20 protein-coding genes are annotated in these 19,620 nt (G+C 32.6%); 15 read left to right on the forward strand and 5 right to left on the reverse strand.

Going from position 1 to position 19,620, the window contains the following annotated elements; genetic code table 11:
• Positions 1-4 precede the first annotated feature (4 nt).
• A complete protein-coding gene (locus tag OH806_RS09455) occupies positions 5-586 on the forward strand; it encodes an LOG family protein (RefSeq protein ID WP_264743425.1) in 582 nt (193 codons plus the stop codon).
• Between the two features lie 65 nt (positions 587-651).
• Here the strand turns inward: OH806_RS09455 and OH806_RS09460 are convergent, their stop codons facing one another.
• Positions 652-981, reverse strand: coding sequence for a 2Fe-2S iron-sulfur cluster-binding family protein (locus OH806_RS09460; RefSeq protein ID WP_264743426.1), 330 nt, complete (start codon positions 979-981; stop codon positions 652-654).
• Between the two features lie 15 nt (positions 982-996).
• A complete protein-coding gene (locus OH806_RS09465; protein WP_264743427.1) occupies positions 997-2,052 on the reverse strand; it encodes an NAD(P)/FAD-dependent oxidoreductase in 1,056 nt (351 codons plus the stop codon).
• A gap of 156 nt (positions 2,053-2,208) precedes the next feature.
• Between OH806_RS09465 and OH806_RS09470 the strand changes: the two genes are divergently transcribed.
• Positions 2,209-2,979, forward strand: a complete 771-nt coding sequence (locus OH806_RS09470) for a DUF3108 domain-containing protein (RefSeq protein WP_264743428.1) — start codon at positions 2,209-2,211, stop codon at positions 2,977-2,979.
• 242 nt (positions 2,980-3,221) lie between these two features.
• Here OH806_RS09470 and pheS read toward each other — a convergent pair whose 3' ends face one another.
• Entirely contained in the window at positions 3,222-4,232 is a 1,011-nt protein-coding gene (gene pheS, locus OH806_RS09475; protein WP_264743429.1) for a phenylalanine--tRNA ligase subunit alpha, read from the reverse strand.
• A 130-nt stretch (positions 4,233-4,362) separates the two neighbouring features.
• Positions 4,363-5,022 (reverse strand): YceI family protein, encoded by a 660-nt coding sequence (locus OH806_RS09480; RefSeq protein ID WP_264743430.1) that lies wholly within the window; start codon positions 5,020-5,022, stop codon positions 4,363-4,365.
• Between the two features lie 83 nt (positions 5,023-5,105).
• Here OH806_RS09480 and OH806_RS09485 point away from each other — a divergent pair, with 83 nt between their 5' ends.
• The gene (locus tag OH806_RS09485) at positions 5,106-6,041 is read left to right on the forward strand and encodes an ABC transporter ATP-binding protein (protein WP_264743431.1); all 936 of its coding nucleotides are present in this window, start codon (positions 5,106-5,108) and stop codon (positions 6,039-6,041) included.
• A 210-nt stretch (positions 6,042-6,251) separates the two neighbouring features.
• Here the strand turns inward: OH806_RS09485 and OH806_RS09490 are convergent, their stop codons facing one another.
• Complete coding sequence (locus OH806_RS09490) at positions 6,252-6,584, reverse strand: zinc ribbon domain-containing protein YjdM (RefSeq protein ID WP_264743432.1); 333 nt, start codon at positions 6,582-6,584, stop codon at positions 6,252-6,254.
• Between the two features lie 151 nt (positions 6,585-6,735).
• Between OH806_RS09490 and OH806_RS09495 the strand changes: the two genes are divergently transcribed.
• The 12 genes from OH806_RS09495 to OH806_RS09550 all read left to right on the forward strand — a co-directional run bounded on the left by OH806_RS09495 (position 6,736) and on the right by OH806_RS09550 (position 19,527).
• The gene (locus tag OH806_RS09495) at positions 6,736-7,941 is read left to right on the forward strand and encodes an RsmB/NOP family class I SAM-dependent RNA methyltransferase (protein ID WP_264743433.1); all 1,206 of its coding nucleotides are present in this window, start codon (positions 6,736-6,738) and stop codon (positions 7,939-7,941) included.
• Between the two features lie 108 nt (positions 7,942-8,049).
• Positions 8,050-9,714 (forward strand): GLPGLI family protein, encoded by a 1,665-nt coding sequence (locus OH806_RS09500; RefSeq protein ID WP_264743434.1) that lies wholly within the window; start codon positions 8,050-8,052, stop codon positions 9,712-9,714.
• 399 nt (positions 9,715-10,113) lie between these two features.
• Complete coding sequence (gene asnB / locus OH806_RS09505) at positions 10,114-11,787, forward strand: asparagine synthase B (protein WP_264743435.1); 1,674 nt, start codon at positions 10,114-10,116, stop codon at positions 11,785-11,787.
• A gap of 151 nt (positions 11,788-11,938) precedes the next feature.
• Complete coding sequence (locus OH806_RS09510) at positions 11,939-12,781, forward strand: hypothetical protein (protein ID WP_264743436.1); 843 nt, start codon at positions 11,939-11,941, stop codon at positions 12,779-12,781.
• Between the two features lie 144 nt (positions 12,782-12,925).
• Positions 12,926-14,329: an MFS transporter gene (locus OH806_RS09515; protein ID WP_264743437.1), complete on the forward strand. Its 1,404-nt coding sequence runs from the start codon at positions 12,926-12,928 to the stop codon at positions 14,327-14,329.
• A gap of 95 nt (positions 14,330-14,424) precedes the next feature.
• Positions 14,425-14,580, forward strand: a complete 156-nt coding sequence (locus OH806_RS09520; protein WP_264743438.1) for a bacteriocin-like protein — start codon at positions 14,425-14,427, stop codon at positions 14,578-14,580.
• Between the two features lie 189 nt (positions 14,581-14,769).
• Complete coding sequence (locus OH806_RS09525; RefSeq protein WP_264743439.1) at positions 14,770-15,645, forward strand: pirin family protein; 876 nt, start codon at positions 14,770-14,772, stop codon at positions 15,643-15,645.
• A gap of 146 nt (positions 15,646-15,791) precedes the next feature.
• Positions 15,792-16,694: a pirin family protein gene (locus OH806_RS09530; RefSeq protein ID WP_264743440.1), complete on the forward strand. Its 903-nt coding sequence runs from the start codon at positions 15,792-15,794 to the stop codon at positions 16,692-16,694.
• A 231-nt stretch (positions 16,695-16,925) separates the two neighbouring features.
• Positions 16,926-17,144, forward strand: coding sequence for a (4Fe-4S)-binding protein (locus OH806_RS09535; protein WP_264743441.1), 219 nt, complete (start codon positions 16,926-16,928; stop codon positions 17,142-17,144).
• On the forward strand, positions 17,144-17,542 hold the full coding sequence (locus OH806_RS09540; protein ID WP_264743442.1) for an OsmC family protein: 399 nt from the start codon (positions 17,144-17,146) through the stop codon (positions 17,540-17,542). Before OH806_RS09535 ends, OH806_RS09540 begins: the two co-directional genes overlap by 1 nt.
• A gap of 1 nt (position 17,543) precedes the next feature.
• Entirely contained in the window at positions 17,544-17,849 is a 306-nt protein-coding gene (locus OH806_RS09545; protein ID WP_264743443.1) for a GNAT family N-acetyltransferase, read from the forward strand.
• Between the two features lie 112 nt (positions 17,850-17,961).
• Positions 17,962-19,527 carry a sodium:solute symporter gene (locus OH806_RS09550; protein ID WP_264743444.1) on the forward strand — a complete coding sequence of 522 codons (1,566 nt, stop codon included), beginning with the start codon at positions 17,962-17,964 and terminating at the stop codon, positions 19,525-19,527.
• The last annotated feature ends 93 nt before the right edge of the window (positions 19,528-19,620 follow it).

The following is a 19,620-nucleotide window of genomic DNA, read 5'->3' on the forward strand; positions in this document are numbered from 1 at the left end:
TACAATGAAAAATATCACAGTATTTTGTGGTTCTAGTTTTGGTTCAGATGACGTTTTTAGGGAACAGGCAAGTCTACTCGGAAAAACATTAGCTAAAGAAAACATTCAACTTATCTACGGAGGAGCAAATGTAGGTCTTATGGGAGCCATTGCAGATGGAGCATTGAATGCAGGAGGAAAAGCCATTGGTGTAATCCCTCACTTTCTACAAACAAAGGAAATTGCACACGAAAAATTAACAAAATTAATTTTAGTGGAAACCATGCATGAAAGAAAAACCAAAATGAATGATTTATGTGATGGTGTAATCGTTCTTCCTGGAGGTTACGGTACTTTGGAAGAGTTTTTCGAAATGATAACTTGGGCACAACTCGGTCTTCATAAAAAACCTATCGGAATTTTGAATATCGATGGATTTTACAATGATTTAATCAACTTAATTCAAAATATGGTTGATAAAGGTTTTCTTAAACAAATAAATCATGACATGTTACTGATAAGTGATAATATTAATGACTTATTAGAAAAAATGAGAAACTATGAAGCTCCTACTGTAGGAAAATGGATTTCAAAAGAAAATACATAAAATACAAGTCTCCTGAAAAGTTATTTTTCAGGAGACTTGCAATATTAATTAAAATTAAATTCTTTTTAAGGATAAGGAGCTATTTCTACTTCAAGACCTTCCATTTCAGGAACAATATGCAACTGGCAACCCAATCTACTATTATCTTTTACATGGAATGCCTCTGCCAACATTGCATCTTCTTCAGCTCCCATTTCATCAAGTCCCGGGTCGTTGATTACATAAACCTGACAAGAAGCACACATTGCCATACCACCGCAAACTCCTATAGTTCCCTCTTCCGCCAATTCATACGAACGAATAACTTCCATTAAATTCATGGACATATCCGTAGGAGCTACAATATCGTGAGTTACCCCTTCTCTATCGGTGATTTTTATATTGATATCAGACATGATTTTTTCGCGAAATTAGTCAATTTTTTTAACAACAGCTTTCTCTGCTTCTTTTCTACTTCCGTCAAAACCGTCTACTCCACTCACCGTTGTATATTTCAAAACGAACTTTTTACCCGGATTTAGTCTATTATAAACACTTTGACACATCAAAGTAGCCTCATGGAAACCACAAAGAATCAACTTCAATTTACCAGGATATGTGTTGATATCTCCGATTGCATATATACCATCAATATTTGTTTGATAGTCTAAAGCATTATTTACAACAATTGCATTTTTCTCGATATTCAATCCCCAATTTCCGATTTCTCCCAATTTTGGAGTTAAACCAAATAACGGAATAAAATAATCTGTCTCAATATCATAAGCTTCCTGACCTTCTACCTCTACTGTAATAGCTTCTACTTTTCCGTCACCTTTAATACCTGTAACTTCTGCAGGAGTAATTAATTTGATTTTCCCTTGATTCTTTAAATCCTGAACTTTTTCAACAGAATCTAAAGCTCCCCTAAATTCATTTCTTCTGTGAATAAGAGTAACTTCACTTGCCACATTAGACAAGAAAATACTCCAGTCTAGTGCAGAGTCTCCTCCACCAGCGATTACCACTTTTTTATTTCTGAAATGTTCAGGTTCTTTTATGAAATATTCAACTCCTTTTTCTTCATAATCAGCGATATTTTCAATCGTTGGTTTTCTAGGTTCAAAAGTCCCCAAACCTCCAGCAATAGCAATTGCTTTAGCTCTGTGAACAGTACCTTTATTTGTTATCACTTCAAACCATTCGTCATCTACTTTAGTGTAAGAAACTGCTGTTTCCCCCAATGTAAAGCCTGGCTGAAACTGTTTGATTTGTTCCATCAAATTATCTATTAATTCTCCTGCATTCACCGAAGGATAACCAGGAATATCGAAAATAGGTTTTTTAGGATATAATTCTGCCAATTGTCCTCCAGGTTGAGGAAGTGCATCTATGATGTGGCATTTCATTTTCAGCAAACCAGCTTCAAATACAGCAAAAAGCCCAGTTGGTCCTGCTCCTATAATCAATATGTCTGTAGTTATCATAATATAAAGATAATTTAATAATATGTATGTTTGCAAATTTACTAATTTTAATGCGAAGCATATTTAATCTATTCTAAATAAATAACTGAGATTTATCAAATATGTTTAATAAAAGTTTAGTTTTTATTTTGGCAATGTTTTTGTAAATGACTTATTATGAAGAAAGTTTTATACCTTTTTACATTATTTATTTTTTCTTTAGGTTTTGCCCAGATTGATAATATTGCGGATGGCGAATCTTTAACTTTTAGAATCCATTATGGACTTCTGACTGCTGGTAATGCAACACTTACTACAAAAAAAACAACTTACAAAGGAGAACCTCATCTATATGCAAAAGGAGTTGGAAGAACCACAGGTGCAGTAAAGGCTTTTTTTAAAGTGGAAGACTTGTATGAAAGTTTTATTGATATAGACACCCAATTACCTAGCTTTTATGTGAGAAATGTAAAAGAAGGCGGATATTCACAACATTTTGAAACTACTTTTAATCACAATAATAACACTTTAATTTTAACGGATAAGAAAAACCCTGCGAATGGTTCAAGAATTATTAAATCTGTAAAAGGAGTTCAGGATATGCTTTCATGCTTTTACTATTTGAGAAGTAAAAGCCCTAGCGAACTGAAAGTAGGAACAGTAATCAATATGAATGTATGGATTGATGATGAAATGTTCCCTTTTCAGTTAAAAGTGGCTGGAACAGAAAACTTAAAAACAAAATTTGGGCTTATTAATTGTTTGAAAATTATTCCTTCTGTAAAAAGCGGAAGAGTTTTTAAAGAAAAAGAAGGAGTAACAATGTGGGTAACAAATGATGCCAATCACGTTCCTATGCTCCTGAAGGCAGAATTAGCAGTTGGCTCTTTAAAAGCAAGTATTGATGATATTAAAAATGTGAAATATCCTTTAAAATTCACAAAATAAAAATATAGTTAGTTTTTTTAAGAAAAAATGTCTGTGAAAAATTTTACAGGCATTTTTTTATTTCATGTAATAAAACTCGGATATTAATTGTCATTATTAAAAGAAGAAGAAAACACTTATGAATATCTTCTCTTTAATAACATATGTAAACTTTTCAAAACAATCTTGTTTTTAGTTACGTTTTTGTTTCTTAGGTCAGTAGCTAAAAACTAAAAACCTCCGAAAATTCGGAGGTTTGATTTTTATAAAGTTTTAAATTGCTCTAAAGTTCTGATATCATTTTCAAAGAACATTCTGATATCGCTCATCTGGTAAAGAAGCATCACAATTCTTTCAATACCCATTCCAAATGCATATCCAGAATATTTCTCAGAATCAATGTTTACATTTTTCAAAACGGCAGGGTCTACCATTCCGCATCCCATGATTTCCAGCCAACCTGTTCCTTTTGTGATTCTATAATCTGTTTCAGAATTTAATCCCCAATACACATCAATTTCAGCACTTGGCTCTGTAAATGGAAAATAAGAAGGTCTCATTCTGATTTTAGACTTTCCGAAAAGCTCAGTTGTAAAAAACTGAATTGTTTGTTTTAAATCTGCAAAACTCACGTTTTCATCAATATACAAACCTTCAATCTGATGGAAAATACAGTGAGAACGTGAAGAAACTGCTTCATTTCTAAATACTCTTCCCGGAGACAGGATTCTTATTGGTGGTTGATTTTCTTCCATATAACGAATCTGAACAGAAGAAGTATGAGTTCTCAACAAAATGTCCGGGTTTTGTTCGATGAAGAAAGTATCCTGCATATCTCTTGCTGGATGATATTCAGGGAGATTCAAAGCTGTAAAATTATGCCAATCGTCCTCAATTTCAGGTCCGTCTGCAACAGCAAAACCAATAGATTTGAAAATCTCGATAATTCTGTTTTTCACAAGATTGATAGGATGTCTTGAGCCTAAATCCAACGGAAAAGCAGGTCTTGTAAGGTCTTCTTTATCTACTACAACAGAAGATGCAGAAGCATTTTTCAAATCCTCCAATTTTACATTAACAGCCTGTTTCAGAGTATTGATTTTTTGTCCGAACTCTTTCTTCTGGTCATTGGGAACTTCTTTAAATTTTTCAAAAAAATCGTTCAGAATTCCTTTTTTCCCATTGTACTTGATTCGGAAATTTTCAATCTCCTCTTTAGATGTAGTATTGAAGCTGTTTACTTCCAGTAATAACTCTTCTATCTTTTCTATCATTGTTGTACCCTTTCAAAATGTTTTGCAAAAATAAGATTTTTCAGCGGAATAAATTTCCTTAAACTGTTAAAAAAAATCTGCCTCTTTTTATCGAGGCAGACTTCAATCACTTATTTCACTTAAATAAAAATTATTTTTTTTCTAGAGCTTTTATATTAACCTGAAGAGTTACTTCATCTTTTATCACTCCGTTTGCAGCTGGAGCCTGGAATTTCACCCCAAATTCTTCTCTTTTAATATCTTTAGGTTCAGTTGCAATACTCACCTCTCCTTCTTTTACAGAAACATTAGCTTTGAACTGAACAGGTTTTGTAATTCCTTTAATCGTTAAATTACCATCCAAAACAGTATTATAATCACCTTCTGCAGCAGACTCTACTTTAGTAATTTCATAAGATGCAGTAGGAAATTTTTCTACTTCAAAGAAATCACCACTTTTCAGGTGACCGTTTAGTTTACCAAGTTGTTCTGCATCATCTTTCAAATCAACGGACGTTAAAGAATTCATATCTGCAACAAACTTTCCGCTTTCAAGCTTTCCGTCTTTTATTGTAACATCACCACTTTCAAATTTAATCGTTCCAAAATGGCTTGTACTTTCAGATTTGAAAATTTTATACCCCTTCCATTCTACTTTACTGTTTAAAGTATCAAGCGTAAATTGACTGCCATCTTTAGTTGTTGTAACCTCGCTACTCTCACTCGTTAAAGGTTTTTCTTTTTTACAAGAAATCACCACAAAAGTAGCAAAAAGAGCAGGAATTGCTAACGAGAACAGTTTTCTTTTCATAATTTATAAATTTTAATACTCCCGCTAATATAATTAAAAAAAATCAATTTCATATAAACATCACATTTCATTACATTTGTAGTATGCTATTAGAAATAAACAATTTATATTTTTCATATTCTAAGGATAAATCACTCTTTCAGAATCTTAATTTAAGGTTTGAAGAAGGTAAGATTATTGCGTTGGCAGGAGAAAGCGGATGCGGAAAATCTACTTTATTGAGTTTGATTTACGGACTTTTGGATTGGGAAAAAGGTGAAATTACTTTTAATGGAACTAAACTTTTAGGTCCAAAGGGAAACCTTGTTCCCGGAGAAGCAGAAATGAAGTTTGTGGCTCAAAATTTTGATTTGATGCCTTATGCAACAGTAGCTGAAAATGTAGGAAAATTTATTTCGAATATTAATTTAGCAAAGAAAAAAGAAACCGTTGACGAGCTTCTTGATGTTGTAGGTTTACAAGAGTATGCCAACATTTTACCCAAATATCTAAGTGGCGGACAACAACAAAGAGTTGCCATTGCAAGAGCACTTTCTGTTTTACCGAAACTCTTAATTTTAGATGAACCCTTCAGTAATTTAGATTTTCCTAGAAAAATTGAGCTTCGCGAAAGATTATTCAGATATGTAAAACAGCACAATATTTCTTTGATAATTTCAACACACGAACTTCAGGATATTATTCCTTGGCTTGACCAAATAGTTATTCTTCAGGAAGGAAGGCTAATCCAAAACGATAATCCAGAAGAAACATATAGAAATCCGTACAATACTTATGTAGCTAAACTTTTTGGTGAAGTAAATATTTTTAATGAAACTGAAATGACAGATTTCCAGCTTTCAAAATTTTCATACTATCCGAATGAAATAATAGTTACTGAAAATGGTATAGAAGCAGAAGTTTTAGAAAGCAGATTTGCAGGAAACCACTATTGGAATAAGATAAAAATAGAGGAACGAGAACTGATAATTTACACAGCAAATAAAATAGAAAATCTTATCAAAATTTCATTCTTATAAAAAGTACAAACCAGACTTGCAATCACTTAATGTGAATTTGTGGATAAAAAAAATACAAATACAAGAACTGATTTTATACTTTTCTTATATTTGTATTTCCACAGCATAAGGAAATTTTTGGTTAATTCTCTTTCTGCCTTTAAGACGAAAATTAGCGACTCAGCAATCTAGTTTTTTGAAAGATTACCCTGTCCAATTCTTTCCTTTTTTTTATGCTTTTTTCACAAATTCTGATTTCAAAGCCATTGCACCGAAACCATCAATTTTACAATCGATATTATGGTCGCTGTCTGGTCTTAAACGAATATTTTTAACTTTAGTTCCTGCTTTTACCGGTTTTGGAGCTCCTTTTACAGGAAGGTCTTTCATTACAATCACCGAATCTCCGTTTTGCAGTTCGTTGCCGTTGATATCCAAAATTTTATCATCATTTCCTACTTCTGCAGGATCCCATTCATGGAAACATTGGCTGCAAACCATCAAACCATCTTGTTCGTAGGTAAATTCAGAACTACATTTCGGACAAAGTACAGTATCACTCATATTTTTAATTTTTGCAAAGGTAAGATTTTTAAAACGAGTTTAAAAATTAGTTATAATTCAACGAATAAACATAAAACTCAAAATTACTTAGTTCGTATCTATCAACTTAAATTCGTATTTTTGCAGATTAAAAATAGCAGAATCCAATTTTATGGAATTGATACACAGAAACCTAGCCATCGGTATTCACGATGCTTTACAAGAAACATTTTTTGAGAAAAATAAATATGCTGACAAAGTAATCGAAAGACTTTTGAAAGCCAACAAAAAATGGGGAAGTCAGGACAGAGCTGTTGTTTCTGAGATTTTCTATAATATTATCCGTTGGAAAAAGCGTTTAGAATATTATATGGGTGAAGGTGTTAAACCCAACAACATCTACAAACTCATGATTGCGTATTTACTTTGGAGTAAAACCAATTACAAAAAATTTGAAGAGTTTGACGGAATAAAAATTGCCGATATTCTTACGAAACTTAAGAAGAATACAGTACCTACAAAAGCCATTGAACATTCAATCCCGGATTGGCTGGCTGAAACTTTAGAGAAAGAATTAGGCGAAAAATGGGAGAAAGAAATGTACGCTCTGAACGAACAAGCTCCTACAGTTTTAAGAGCAAATTCTTTGAGAACAACTACAAAAGAGCTTATTTCTGACCTTGCGGATGAAAATATAGTTTCTTACCCTATCAAAAATTATCCTGATGCTGTTCAATTAGAAGAAAAAAAGAATGTTTTTCTTACCACAGCTTTCAAAGAAGGCTTATTTGAAGTTCAGGATGCTTCTTCACAAAAAATCGGATATTTCCTTGATGTAAAAGAAGGACAAAGAGTTGTTGATGCATGCGCAGGAGCAGGTGGAAAAACACTACATCTAGCTGCATTAATGCAAAATAAAGGACAAATCATTGCTTTAGATATATTTGACTGGAAATTGGCGGAGCTAAAACGTCGTGCGAAAAGAGCCGGAGCACACAACATCGAAACACGCCTGATTTCGGATAATAAAGTTATTAAACGTCTTCACGAAAAAGCCGATAGATTACTAATTGACGCTCCTTGTTCTGGTTTAGGTGTTTTGAAAAGAAATCCGGACAGTAAATGGAAAATTGATCAGGATTTTATTGACAGAATAAAAAAAGAGCAACAGCAAATTCTTCAGGATTATTCTAAAATCTTAAAAAAAGGAGGAAAAATGGTATATGCAACCTGTTCAATACTTCCTTCTGAAAATAATTTACAAGTTGAAGAATTCATTAAGAACAATCCGAATTTCAAAATGCTAAAAGACGAAAAAGTAATGCCAAGTGAGGGCTACGATGGGTTCTACATGGCTCTTATTGAAAGAGTTTCTTAATATCATTAGAAATACTACAATAATACGAACTACTCTATTTTGGGTAGTTTTTTTGTTTTAAAAACATTTATTCAATTACAATTATCTTTGTAGTAAATCAATATTAATATGTTTCAAAAAGTTTTATCAACTTTCTTTATTTTATTTGTCGGGTTAGTTTTTGCCCAAACATACGAAATCCAATATATCAGCTCTTACAACGGCAAGGCACAAACAGAGCAACCTCCTACTCTAGTTTGGGTAAATGAAAAGGAAAATTTCATTTTAAACAATAAAATCAGAGAACAAAAAGCAGACTACCCTTTTGAAATCACAAAAATTGAAAAACCATCAAACACTGTGGTTTCCTACGCATTTTTAAAGCAAGGAGAAACCATTTCTACATCCGATACCGAAACAATAACAAAACAAGCCTTTGAATTTACCAACGAAACAAAGAAAATCTTAGGTTATAATTGTAAAAAAGCCATCACCAAAATCAACTCTAACACTATCGAAATCTGGTATACCAACGATTTAAAAATCAATGGAGGTCCGTCTGTTTTAGGTCAAAATTTAGGATTGGTATTAGAAATTGAAAGAAATAAAAACTCACTTATATCAGCCAGTACAATCAAAAAGATAAAAAAAACTGACATTGAAACAATTTTAAAAGGCTCTATTAATACTACAGATGCTTTAAGCTACAAAGACCTTCTTTGGAAAAGCAGATTTACAACTTTACAAGTTTTTGAAAACGAAACCATTAATTTTTCCGACAATTCAAAATCAGACAAAAACATAAAAAGATACGCCCACGGAACAATCATTCTTAAAAAAATAAAATTTCCGAAAATATCAGAAGGTGAAAATATTTTTATTGAACTAAAACAGCAATCAAATGGGGATGCTTATGACAGAACCGGAACTATATTCTTCATTCCACAAGATAAATCTCAATCTTTTTTTGACGGTTTAGAAAAAGGAGCGAAAACACTTCCTGTTTATGAAAACGGAAACGGAAAACAATATTTTGGAATTACTACAACCGAAAATTACAATCCTGCCATTGAAATGATGAGGTTTTTTACTCCTTTCGGGATTAATAAATTCAATCATATTCAATTAAAAGATAAAAACTGGCAAACCATCAATCCGTATCGAGAAGATATCACAGAGCTTAAACCTTCTTTATCTGAGAAAGAATTATGGGTGGGCGCATTCATTGGTAATTACGACAAAGGCGGACACAAGATAAGTCTGGAAATCACCATACATAAAAGCAGTCAAACAATACACAAAAACAATACTGTAATTCCATTATTCAATACATTAAATATTATGGAAATGGCAGGACAAGATTATTCTACGATGTTTGATAATGACAAAGGTCTATCGGTGCAGTTTACTCTAAAGAAAGATTTGAAAAATGCACAGTTAAGATATACAACAACCGGTCATGGAGGTTGGGAAAACGGGGATGAATTTGTTCCAAAAACCAATTCTATTTTCCTGGACGGAAAAATGGCTTTTTCTTTTATACCCTGGAGAACAGACTGTGGATCTTACAGACTATACAACCCAGCTTCAGGAAATTTTGGAGATGGTCTTTCTTCCTCAGATTTAAGTCGTTCAAACTGGTGTCCCGGAACTGTTACTAATCCGAATTTCATTCAACTTGGAGATTTAAAAGCAGGAAAACACACCATTCAGATAAAAATTCCTCAAGGTGCAAATGAAGGAACAAGCTTTAGTTCTTGGAATATTTCAGGCGTATTATTAGGTTCTGAATAAAAAAAACCTTCTCGCAATTGGAACTGCAAGAAGGTAAAAACACAAATGATGAAAAAAAATTATTTCGAGCCACAAATTAAAGGCGAAAATTTCAATAATTAATTATCATACATTAATAAATATTTGATTTTTATTTCGTATGTAGAAGATAACATCTATAATTCATATTTATACAACAAATCAATTTTATATTGCCATACATTAATATATCAAAAATTCACATATTACTTATCAATTGTTCCAACGAAAAAAATCAACCAAAACAAGCGTTTTTATTAAAATTAATTAATTTTATTCTTTTAAAACATCAAATAAGTTTAAAAAATTAATCAATTAGTTTTTTTTATTGTTATTTTTAAACTTCAATCATAATTTTGTTTCAAATTTAAATCATAAAAAATGTGTGGAATTGTATGCTTGTTTGATGCCAAACAAAAAACTGAAATATTAAGACCTCAGGTATTGGAAATGTCGAAAAAAATTCGTCACAGAGGACCGGATTGGAGCGGTGTATTTCAGGATGAAAAAGTAATTTTCTCCCATGAAAGACTGGCAATTGTAGACCCAACATCAGGGAAACAACCGTTATTTACAAAAGACAAAAAAATTGTTTTAGCTGTAAACGGAGAAATATATAACCATAGAGAATTAAAGGAAGAATTTTCGGATTATGAATTCCAAACTCAATCTGACTGTGAAGTTATTTTAGCATTGTATCAGAAGTACGGAAAAAATTTCATTGAAAAACTCAACGGAATTTTCGCTTTCGCTTTATATGATATTGAAAACAATACATATTTAATTGCAAGAGATCATATGGGAATTTGTCCTCTTTATCAAGGTTGGGACAAAAACGGAAACTATTATGTAGCCTCAGAACTTAAAGCCTTGGAAGGCATTTGCAAGACTATCGAAACATTTTTACCTGGACATTTTGTTTACAGTAAAGACGGAAGCGAACTTCAACAGTGGTATAAAAGAGACTGGGAAAGTTTTGACAGCGTAAAAGATAACAAAACCGATATAGAAAAATTACGAAAAGGACTTGAAGATGCTGTTCACAGACAATTGATGAGTGATGTACCCTACGGAGTTTTACTTTCCGGAGGATTAGATTCTTCTGTAATTTCAGCAATCACTGCAAAATTCGCAAGACAAAGAGTTGAAAGTGGAGACACTCAGGAAGCATGGTATCCGAGATTACACAGTTTTGCTGTAGGATTAGAAGGGTCTCCGGATTTAGCAGCTGCAAAAAAAGCAGCAGACCACATTGGCTCTGTACACCATGAAATCAACTTCACGGTTCAGGAAGGGTTGGATGCTGTTCGAGACGTTATTTATCATTTGGAAACTTATGACGTAACAACTGTAAGAGCATCTACACCAATGTATCTTTTAGCAAGGGTAATTAAATCAATGGGAATAAAAATGGTACTCTCAGGAGAAGGCTCTGATGAGTTATTCGGAGGATATTTATATTTCCACAAAGCTCCCAATGCAAAAGAATTTCATGATGAAACAGTACGAAAATTAGGAAAACTTCATCTTTATGATTGCTTAAGAGCCAACAAAGCTTTGATGAGTTGGGGAATTGAAGGACGAGTACCTTTCTTGGATAAAGAATTTATGGATATTGCCATGAATATTAATCCGCAAGATAAAATGATAAACACAGCAGAAGGGAAAATTGAAAAATGGGTACTAAGAAAAGCATTTGAAGACATCCTTCCCGAATCCATCGTTTGGAGACAAAAAGAGCAATTCTCAGACGGAGTAGGATATTCTTGGATTGATACACTAAAAGAAGTTGCCGAAAAAGAAATAACCGATGAAATGATGGCAAATGCAAAATTCAGATTTCCGTTGAATACTCCTCAAAATAAAGAAGAATATCGTTATAGAACAATTTTTGAAGAGCATTTCCCGAGTGAAACAGCTGCTGCAACCGTTCCATCTGTGCCTTCTGTTGCGTGTTCTACCCCAATTGCATTAGAATGGGACGAAGCTTTCAAAAAAATGAACGACCCTAGCGGAAGAGCCGTAAAAGTACATGAAACTTCTTATGACAAATAAGTACAAAAGTGTAAATCATTGTGCTAAAAGTTATTTCTAAAAATAAATTTATTAATCCTGTAGCAATACAGGATTTTCTTTTAATAGTATTATAACAATATCAAGATAATTTAACCAAGAATTAAATTTATTATCTAATAAATAATTATATTTGGAAAACGAAAATATCAATTATATAGAAATGAGAAGAAACATTACTGTCTTGTTTGCCTTATTATCCATCACATTTGCTTTTGGACAGGGAAAATATGGTAAATATCTTAGTTCAAAAAAACTAGCATTAGCTTATAAAACTGTAAAAAGTGTTGATAAAGATGATTATTATCAACAATATTACTGGTTGGTAAAAGCCGAGCAGTTAAAAACCTATCCTCACCTTAAAGATGTAAAACCTGCGGTTTTATATGAATTTGTAAAAAAAGTTAACCCTCAAAATCCAACTAAAAAGTTAGATAAAAGAGGTAAAGAATTAAGAGAAACAGCAGAATTATCTTTAAACCAATATTTTAAAAACAAAAATCTTGAAAACAATTCTGTATTAATGTACAATCTGGAAACTTATGTAGACCCTTCAAAAGGTGAATATTACACAAAAGTTGACCCGGAAAAAATCAAAGAATTGGTACCAAAAGAATTATTTGCATTCAATTCAAACAACAGAAATACCGGAGAAGACAAAACATATTACCTTTGGATTGATAAGAAAAAAGATGATTTCAACATCGTAGATATCATTCCTAATGAAAAAGAGAATAAAGATTTTTATGCTAGGCTGAAACAATACCTTCCAGGTTATAAGTTTTCTAAGTATGTTCCTTCAGTAAAAAAGGGTACAAAAACTGATAAAACTGATGCAGAGTATTACTACATCATGCCTTTTGAACAAAATACCGACAACATCGAATATAAAACTAAAGATTTCAAAACCTTCTCATTAAGCCAGTACAGAAAAGCCGGCGACGAATGGAAAGGAGTAGAAAAACCTAGAAAATAAAACAAAAAGTCCTGTGAAATTCACAGGACTTTTATTTTTATATAAATTTCTTTATTTAAGGAACAAATGTTGCTTACAAAACAACATCACTATTTCTTTGAACTAAAATAAAATCTAGAAATTACTGTTTCTAGTAAAAATCATATGTCAGAAGTAAGTTTGCAACCCGATTCAACCAAAAAGATCCTTCCGCTGATTCTTGCAACAGCGATTTTTATGCAAATGCTTGATTCCACGATTCTAAACACTTCCTTACCTTCTATTGCAAAAGAATTAAACGAGTCTCCGCTGGATATGCAAAATGCAATCATCAGTTATGTTCTTACATTAGCCGTTTTTATGCCTGCGAGCGGTTTTTTGGCTGATAGGTTTGGAACCAAGAAAGTTTTTATAACTTCTTTGGTACTTTTTGGTTTAGGCTCTTTGTTTTGTGCAATGTCTCAAAATCTTACCCAACTCGTAATTTCACGTGTCGTACAGGGAGTTGGAGGAAGTTTAATGACACCGGTCGGAAAATTAGCATTAATTAAAACTTTTGACAAAAACGAATTATTAAAAGCCATGAATTACGCTATCATTCCAGCTCTTATCGGTCCTGTTTTAGGACCTTTGGTTGGTGGCTATATGGTTGATTATCTTTCATGGCACTGGATTTTCCTCATCAATATCCCAATTGGAGTTTTAGGAATTATTTTAGGATTAAAATACATGCCCAATTACAAGTCTACAGATGTTGATTTTGATTTAAAGGGATTCTTAATATTTGCGGCAGCTTCTCTCCTACTTTCAATCTCATTAGAACTTTTCGGAGATGCAAAAAACATTACTCCTGTTTTAATTGTATTCATTTTAGGGTTTATTTTTCTATACTATTATTACAGACATGCGAAAAAAGACAGCAGTCCTATTTTCCCTTTAAACTTATTTCAGGTGAGAACTTTCCGTGTAGGAATTGTCGGAAATCTGGCAACAAGATTAGGAATCAGTTCTGTTCCTTTATTATTACCTTTAATGATTCAGATTGCATACAAACAATCCGCAGTAACTTCAGGATGGATTATCGCTCCAATGGCGATTACAGCAATGTTTGGAAAATCTTACGTCATTAAAATTTTAAATAAATTCGGATACAGAAAAACCTTAATGACCAACACATTCATTATCGGAACATTAATCTGTTTACTAGCCATTCCTGATATTAATACCTCGTTATATTGGTTTGTACCTATTATTTCTGTTTTAGGATTTTTTAATTCGATACAATTTACCTCAATGAATACCATTTCCATTGCAGATTTAAGAAACTTTCAGACAAGTAGCGGAAACTCATTATTATCGGTAAACCAACAACTTGCAATCGGTTTCGGAATCGCTTTCGGATTGATTGTTCTAAAAATATTTGAAAACAGCCCGGAACTCATCAAACACGAAACTCACAACGCATTCAGATATACATTTTTAACAATAGGCTCTCTTACCATTATTTCAGGATTGATTTTCAGAAGGCTTCACATTTCAGACGGGAAAAATTTAAAATCGGAAGAATAGAATCACACAATATATTTATTGCAGAATCACTTAATACTATTCTAATTAATTGATTTTTATTACATTTAAAAACCAATACCAATTAAATAAGTATTATGAAAAATTTAAAGAAAATCTCAAGAGACAAATTAAGAAAAATCAAAGGCGGTGAAAACTCACCTTGCGGTCCGTCTCCAATTGACCCTACAAGAGACTACCCTTGTTATGAATTGTACTGTGAAGGTAACCAATGGGTTATAATCTGGTGCTAATTATTTAGACAAAAAACATTTTTGATTTACTCCAACAACTTAAAAAATCCTCATGATGAGGATTTTATTATTTATTGGAACGAACATAAATTTACTCCTTAGACATTCACATCTCACTGAAGTTATCACAGATCAATGCGTCTGATTTTTAGTTGTAATACTTTTGTTATAATAAAAATAACAAGTGTTATGGCAACTAAAAAAGTAGAAATCATCATACCTCCAAAACCAGCACATTTTGTGGGTGACGGATTCAGAGTTCACAATTTCATTCCGAGTGCTTACAGATTAGACATGAAAAGAATGGATCCTTTCATTATGTTAGATTACAACTCAAAATTCCATTTCAACGGAACTGATACTCCTCGCGGAGTTGGCGTACATCCACACAGAGGTTTTGAAACTGTAACGATTGCATATCACGGTCGCGTTCAACATCATGACAGTGCAGGAGGTGGCGGAATTATTGGTGAAGGTGATGTACAATGGATGACTGCTGCCAAAGGAGTTTTACACAAAGAATACCATGAAATAGAATGGGCAAAAGCGGGAGGAATTTTCCAAATGGTGCAACTTTGGGTAAATCTGCCGAAAGCATACAAAATGAGCTGCCCAAAATATCAGGCAATCAAAAACTCCGATATGGAAAAAGTAGACTTGGGTGAAAACGGTTTTATAGAAGTCATTGCAGGTGAATATAATCATCATAAAGGTCCTGCTTTTACCTTCAGTCCGATAAATATGATGAACGCAAAACTAAAAAAAGGAGGAAAAGCTACTTTTGATTTCCCTGCAGAATATAACACAGGGGCTTTGGTGATTGAGGGAAATATCATTGTAAATGATGATGAAAAAGTTCCTACAGATAATTTTGTTTTATTTGAAAACGAAGGAGAAACTTTCACTATCGAAGCAACAGAGGATTCAATTATACTAATTATTAGCGGAATGCCTCTTAATGAACCTATTTATCCTCATGGGCCTTTTGTAATGAACTCCAGAGAAGAAATTATTCAGGCTTTTGAAGATTTTAATATGGGAAGATTTGGATATTTGGAAGACTAAAAATATTTAAACTTTATTTAAACCATAGCAATTTCTTTTTTTATTAATTTTATATAATTGTTTATTGGTTAAGCGAATAAACAATTATATAAAATTCTCAACAAGTATAGTTGAAGTTTTTAACATTTAATCAATTTTTACACACCATGTCAAATATCGGACTTATCATAGAAGAAAAATCAGCAGATATAGGTAACTTTTTAGTAGGCAGACTTTTACCGTTTCGGGAAAAGAGAGCAGTCGGACCGTTTGTTTTCATTGATCATATGGGACCTGCCGAACTGAAAGATTATCAAAATCTTGACGTACCTCCACATCCACATATCGGATTATCGACACTAACATATCTACTTGAAGGTTCTATCTTTCATAGAGACAGCATAGGAAGCGCCATAGAAATAAAACCCGGAGCGGTAAATTGGATGACTGCAGGAAAAGGTGTTGTACATTCTGAAAGAACTCCCGAATATCTTAGAAATTCTGATAAAAGACTTCATGGTTTTCAGATTTGGGTAGGACTTCCTAAGCATCTTGAGCAATCTGAACCGACTTTTCATCACATCGAGGCGGAAGAAATTCCTGCTTGGGAAGAAGATGGAATTCAGTATAAACTTATTGCAGGAGAAGCATTCGGAAAAAAATCTCCGGTACCTGTTCATAGCAAATTATTTTTCATTGAGATAAAAACCAAAGAAGCAAAAAAAATAAGCATAGGAAAAGACCTTTATGGAGAAGTTGCAATGTATGTTTTAGACGGTACCGTAACTACAGACGGAAATTCTTATGGTTCGAAACAGCTAATGATTGCAAAAGACACTAAACTTTGTGAGTTTGAGATGAGCGAAAATGGTACAGTTTATCTTTTCGGAGGTGAACCTTTTGATGAAGAACGTTTCATTTTCTGGAATTTTGTAAATTCAGACAAAGAATTAATTGAAGAAGCTAAAGTAAATTGGAGCGATCAAAATCACGATGCATTTCCTTTAGTTCCTGGGGATGATAAAGAATATGTTCCGCTTCCAAAAGCTATTTTAAACAGAAAGTCTTAAAAATATTTTACCCTGAGAAAATTATACAGGAATCATACGTTTTGCCAAACTACAGTAATGCTCAACAACAGATTGATAATGTTTATGCACTTACAGCCACATTTAAGCAATATATTTGAATAGTTAGAAATTATCATTTCATTTATTTATACTTAAATTGTCCCAAGTTCAGCTCCATTATTGTCTTAAAACATTGATTCTAACATAAAAGAATAAAAAAACAACATTAATATGGAAACACACGAATACGTAAATGGAGAAATTACTGTCATCTGGAAACCAAAGAAATGCATTCACTCAGGTATTTGCGTAAAAACGCTTCCGAAAGTTTACAATCCTAAAGAAAGACCTTGGATAAAAGTAGAAAATGCGAGCTCGGCTGAACTAAAAAATCAAATCGACTTATGCCCTTCCGGAGCTTTAAGTTATAAATTCAAAACAGAAAAATAATGGCAGTTACTGTAAAAGCAAGTTTAGGAAAAGAGAAATATTACACAGAAGTTATTGCAGGTGAAAATAAGTTGATAACTGATGAGCCAATTGAGCAAGGCGGACAGAATAAAGGATTCAATCCTTACGAAATCCTAGCAACTTCTTTAGCTAGTTGTACTGCCGCAACTCTAAAAATGTACATTGACAGAAAAGAATGGAATGTTGACAAAATAAATGTAGAAGTAGAATTAGAAAATTTTCCTTTAACTAAAACAGCAATTTTCAAAAGAGACATAAATTTTGAAGGTACAAATCTAGATGAAGACCAAATGAAAAGACTTCGTACTATTGCAGACGCCTGTCCTGTTCACAAAATACTAACTAACGAAATAGAAATATTAACTAAATTCTCATAATATGATTGAAGTAAAACAAAAGAACGACGAAAAACACGGAAATTTTGAAGCATTCATAGACGGTAACCACGCAGGATTAATGACTTATACCTGGGCTGGAGAAGAGAGATTTATTATAGACCATACTGAGGTAGAAGAAGCATATAACGGTAAAGGAGTTGGTAAAGAAATGCTTTTGGCTGCGGTAGATTTTGCAAGGAAAAACGGAAAAACAATTATCCCGCTTTGTCCTTTTGCTAAAGCTACTTTTCAGAAACATGAAGAACTTCAGGACGTTTTAGTTAATAAAACTCAACAAGTACAATAATCGATTATTTACTAGGCTACAAATAGAGAAATCTTTCAGTTTTTACACTGGAAGGTTTTTTCTTTTCTGGCAGAACATAAAAAACTATATTTGTAAAATTTAAAATCTGAGAATGAATTCTGGAACCATCCTTTTGCTATTTGTTTTTATATATTTTATCGGACTTTTAGTAATTTCTTATTTTACAAGCCGAAATTCAGACAATCAATCCTTTTTCATCGGAAATAAAAAAAGTAAGTGGTGGCTTGTTGCCTTCGGGATGATAGGTACCAGTCTGAGTGGTGTTACATTTATTTCTGTTCCCGGAACTGTAGGTAAAATGACGGGAAGCGAATACGTCTACGGCGGATTTGAATATTACATGATGGTAATCGGCTTTTTCATTGGTTATTTTATTGTTGCAGCCATACTACTTCCACTCTATTACAAAATGAACCTCACCTCAATTTATACTTATTTAGGCAAAAGATTCAACGTAGAAGCTCATAAAATTGGTTCAATATTTTTTATTATTTCAAGAGCAATTGGCGCAACAGCAAGGTTATATTTAGTGGTAAACGTTTTACAGATTTTCTTACTTGAAGCTTTGGGAGTTCCGTTTTGGATTACGGCCTCAGTACTCCTATTAATGGTACTTTTATACACTTTTGAAGGAGGTGTGAAAACTATTGTAATTACTGATACTTTGCAGACTTCATTCATGATTATAAGTCTAATTGCCTGTATTGTCTACATATTATCAAATTTAAATTTATCTTTTGGAGAAGCTTATACCATTTTAGAACAGAAAAATTATACTCATTTTATAAATTTTGACCCCAATTCTAAAACATTTTTCCTGAAAACAATTCTAGGAGGAATTTTCATCACGATTGCAATGACAGGTCTTGACCAAGAAATGATGCAGAAAAATATCTCTGTCGACAATCTTAAGAATTCTAAAAAAAATATGTTGACTTTTGCCGGAACTTTGCTTTTGGTGAATCTTGCGTTCTTATTTTTAGGAGGTTTATTGTATCTATTTGCACTACAAAACAGTGCTGAATACAGCCAAATTGTAAATGGTGAAAACGTATCCAATATTTTCGGTTTTAAAGATGAAGCAGGAAACATCAAAAATATCATGGGAGACGATTTATTCCCCGCTTTATCTCTTCAAGGGCATTTTCCGATGATTATTTCGGTAATTTTCATAATTGGCTTAATTTCCGCACTATTCCCTTCTGCAGATGGTGCTTTGACAGCCGTTACAAGTTCTTATTGTGTAGATTTGTTAAACCTTAACGAAGACAAAACAAAAACCGAAAAAGAGAAGAAACGTCTCCGTATGAAAGTACATTTAACTTTCACCATAATTTTCTTTATTCTGATTATGATTTTCAAGGCATTAAACGACAAATCAATCGTTTATCTGATTATGGAAATTGCAGGTTATACATACGGACCACTTTTGGGACTTTTTGCCTTCGGAATTTTCACCAAATTTCAAATTTCAAAAAAATATTCAATTCTTACGGTAACGATATTAGCTCCTATTATTACTTATATCATTAATTTACTGGTAACCAATTATACTGATTACAGAATCGGAGTTGAATTAATCATTCTTAATGGCTTATTAACCTTCATAGGATTGTGGCTTGTGAAAAACAAACAATACTTGAAAATAGTTAAATAAAAAACTCCATTTTGATTGTAAAAAATAAAAAATCCAGATTTTAAGTCTGGATTTTTACATTTCCATAAGCCAGTAAAAAATCGTAAATTCGCG

It is taken from the genome of Chryseobacterium oryctis, from assembly GCF_025971925.1.
Classification (GTDB): domain Bacteria; phylum Bacteroidota; class Bacteroidia; order Flavobacteriales; family Weeksellaceae; genus Chryseobacterium; species Chryseobacterium oryctis.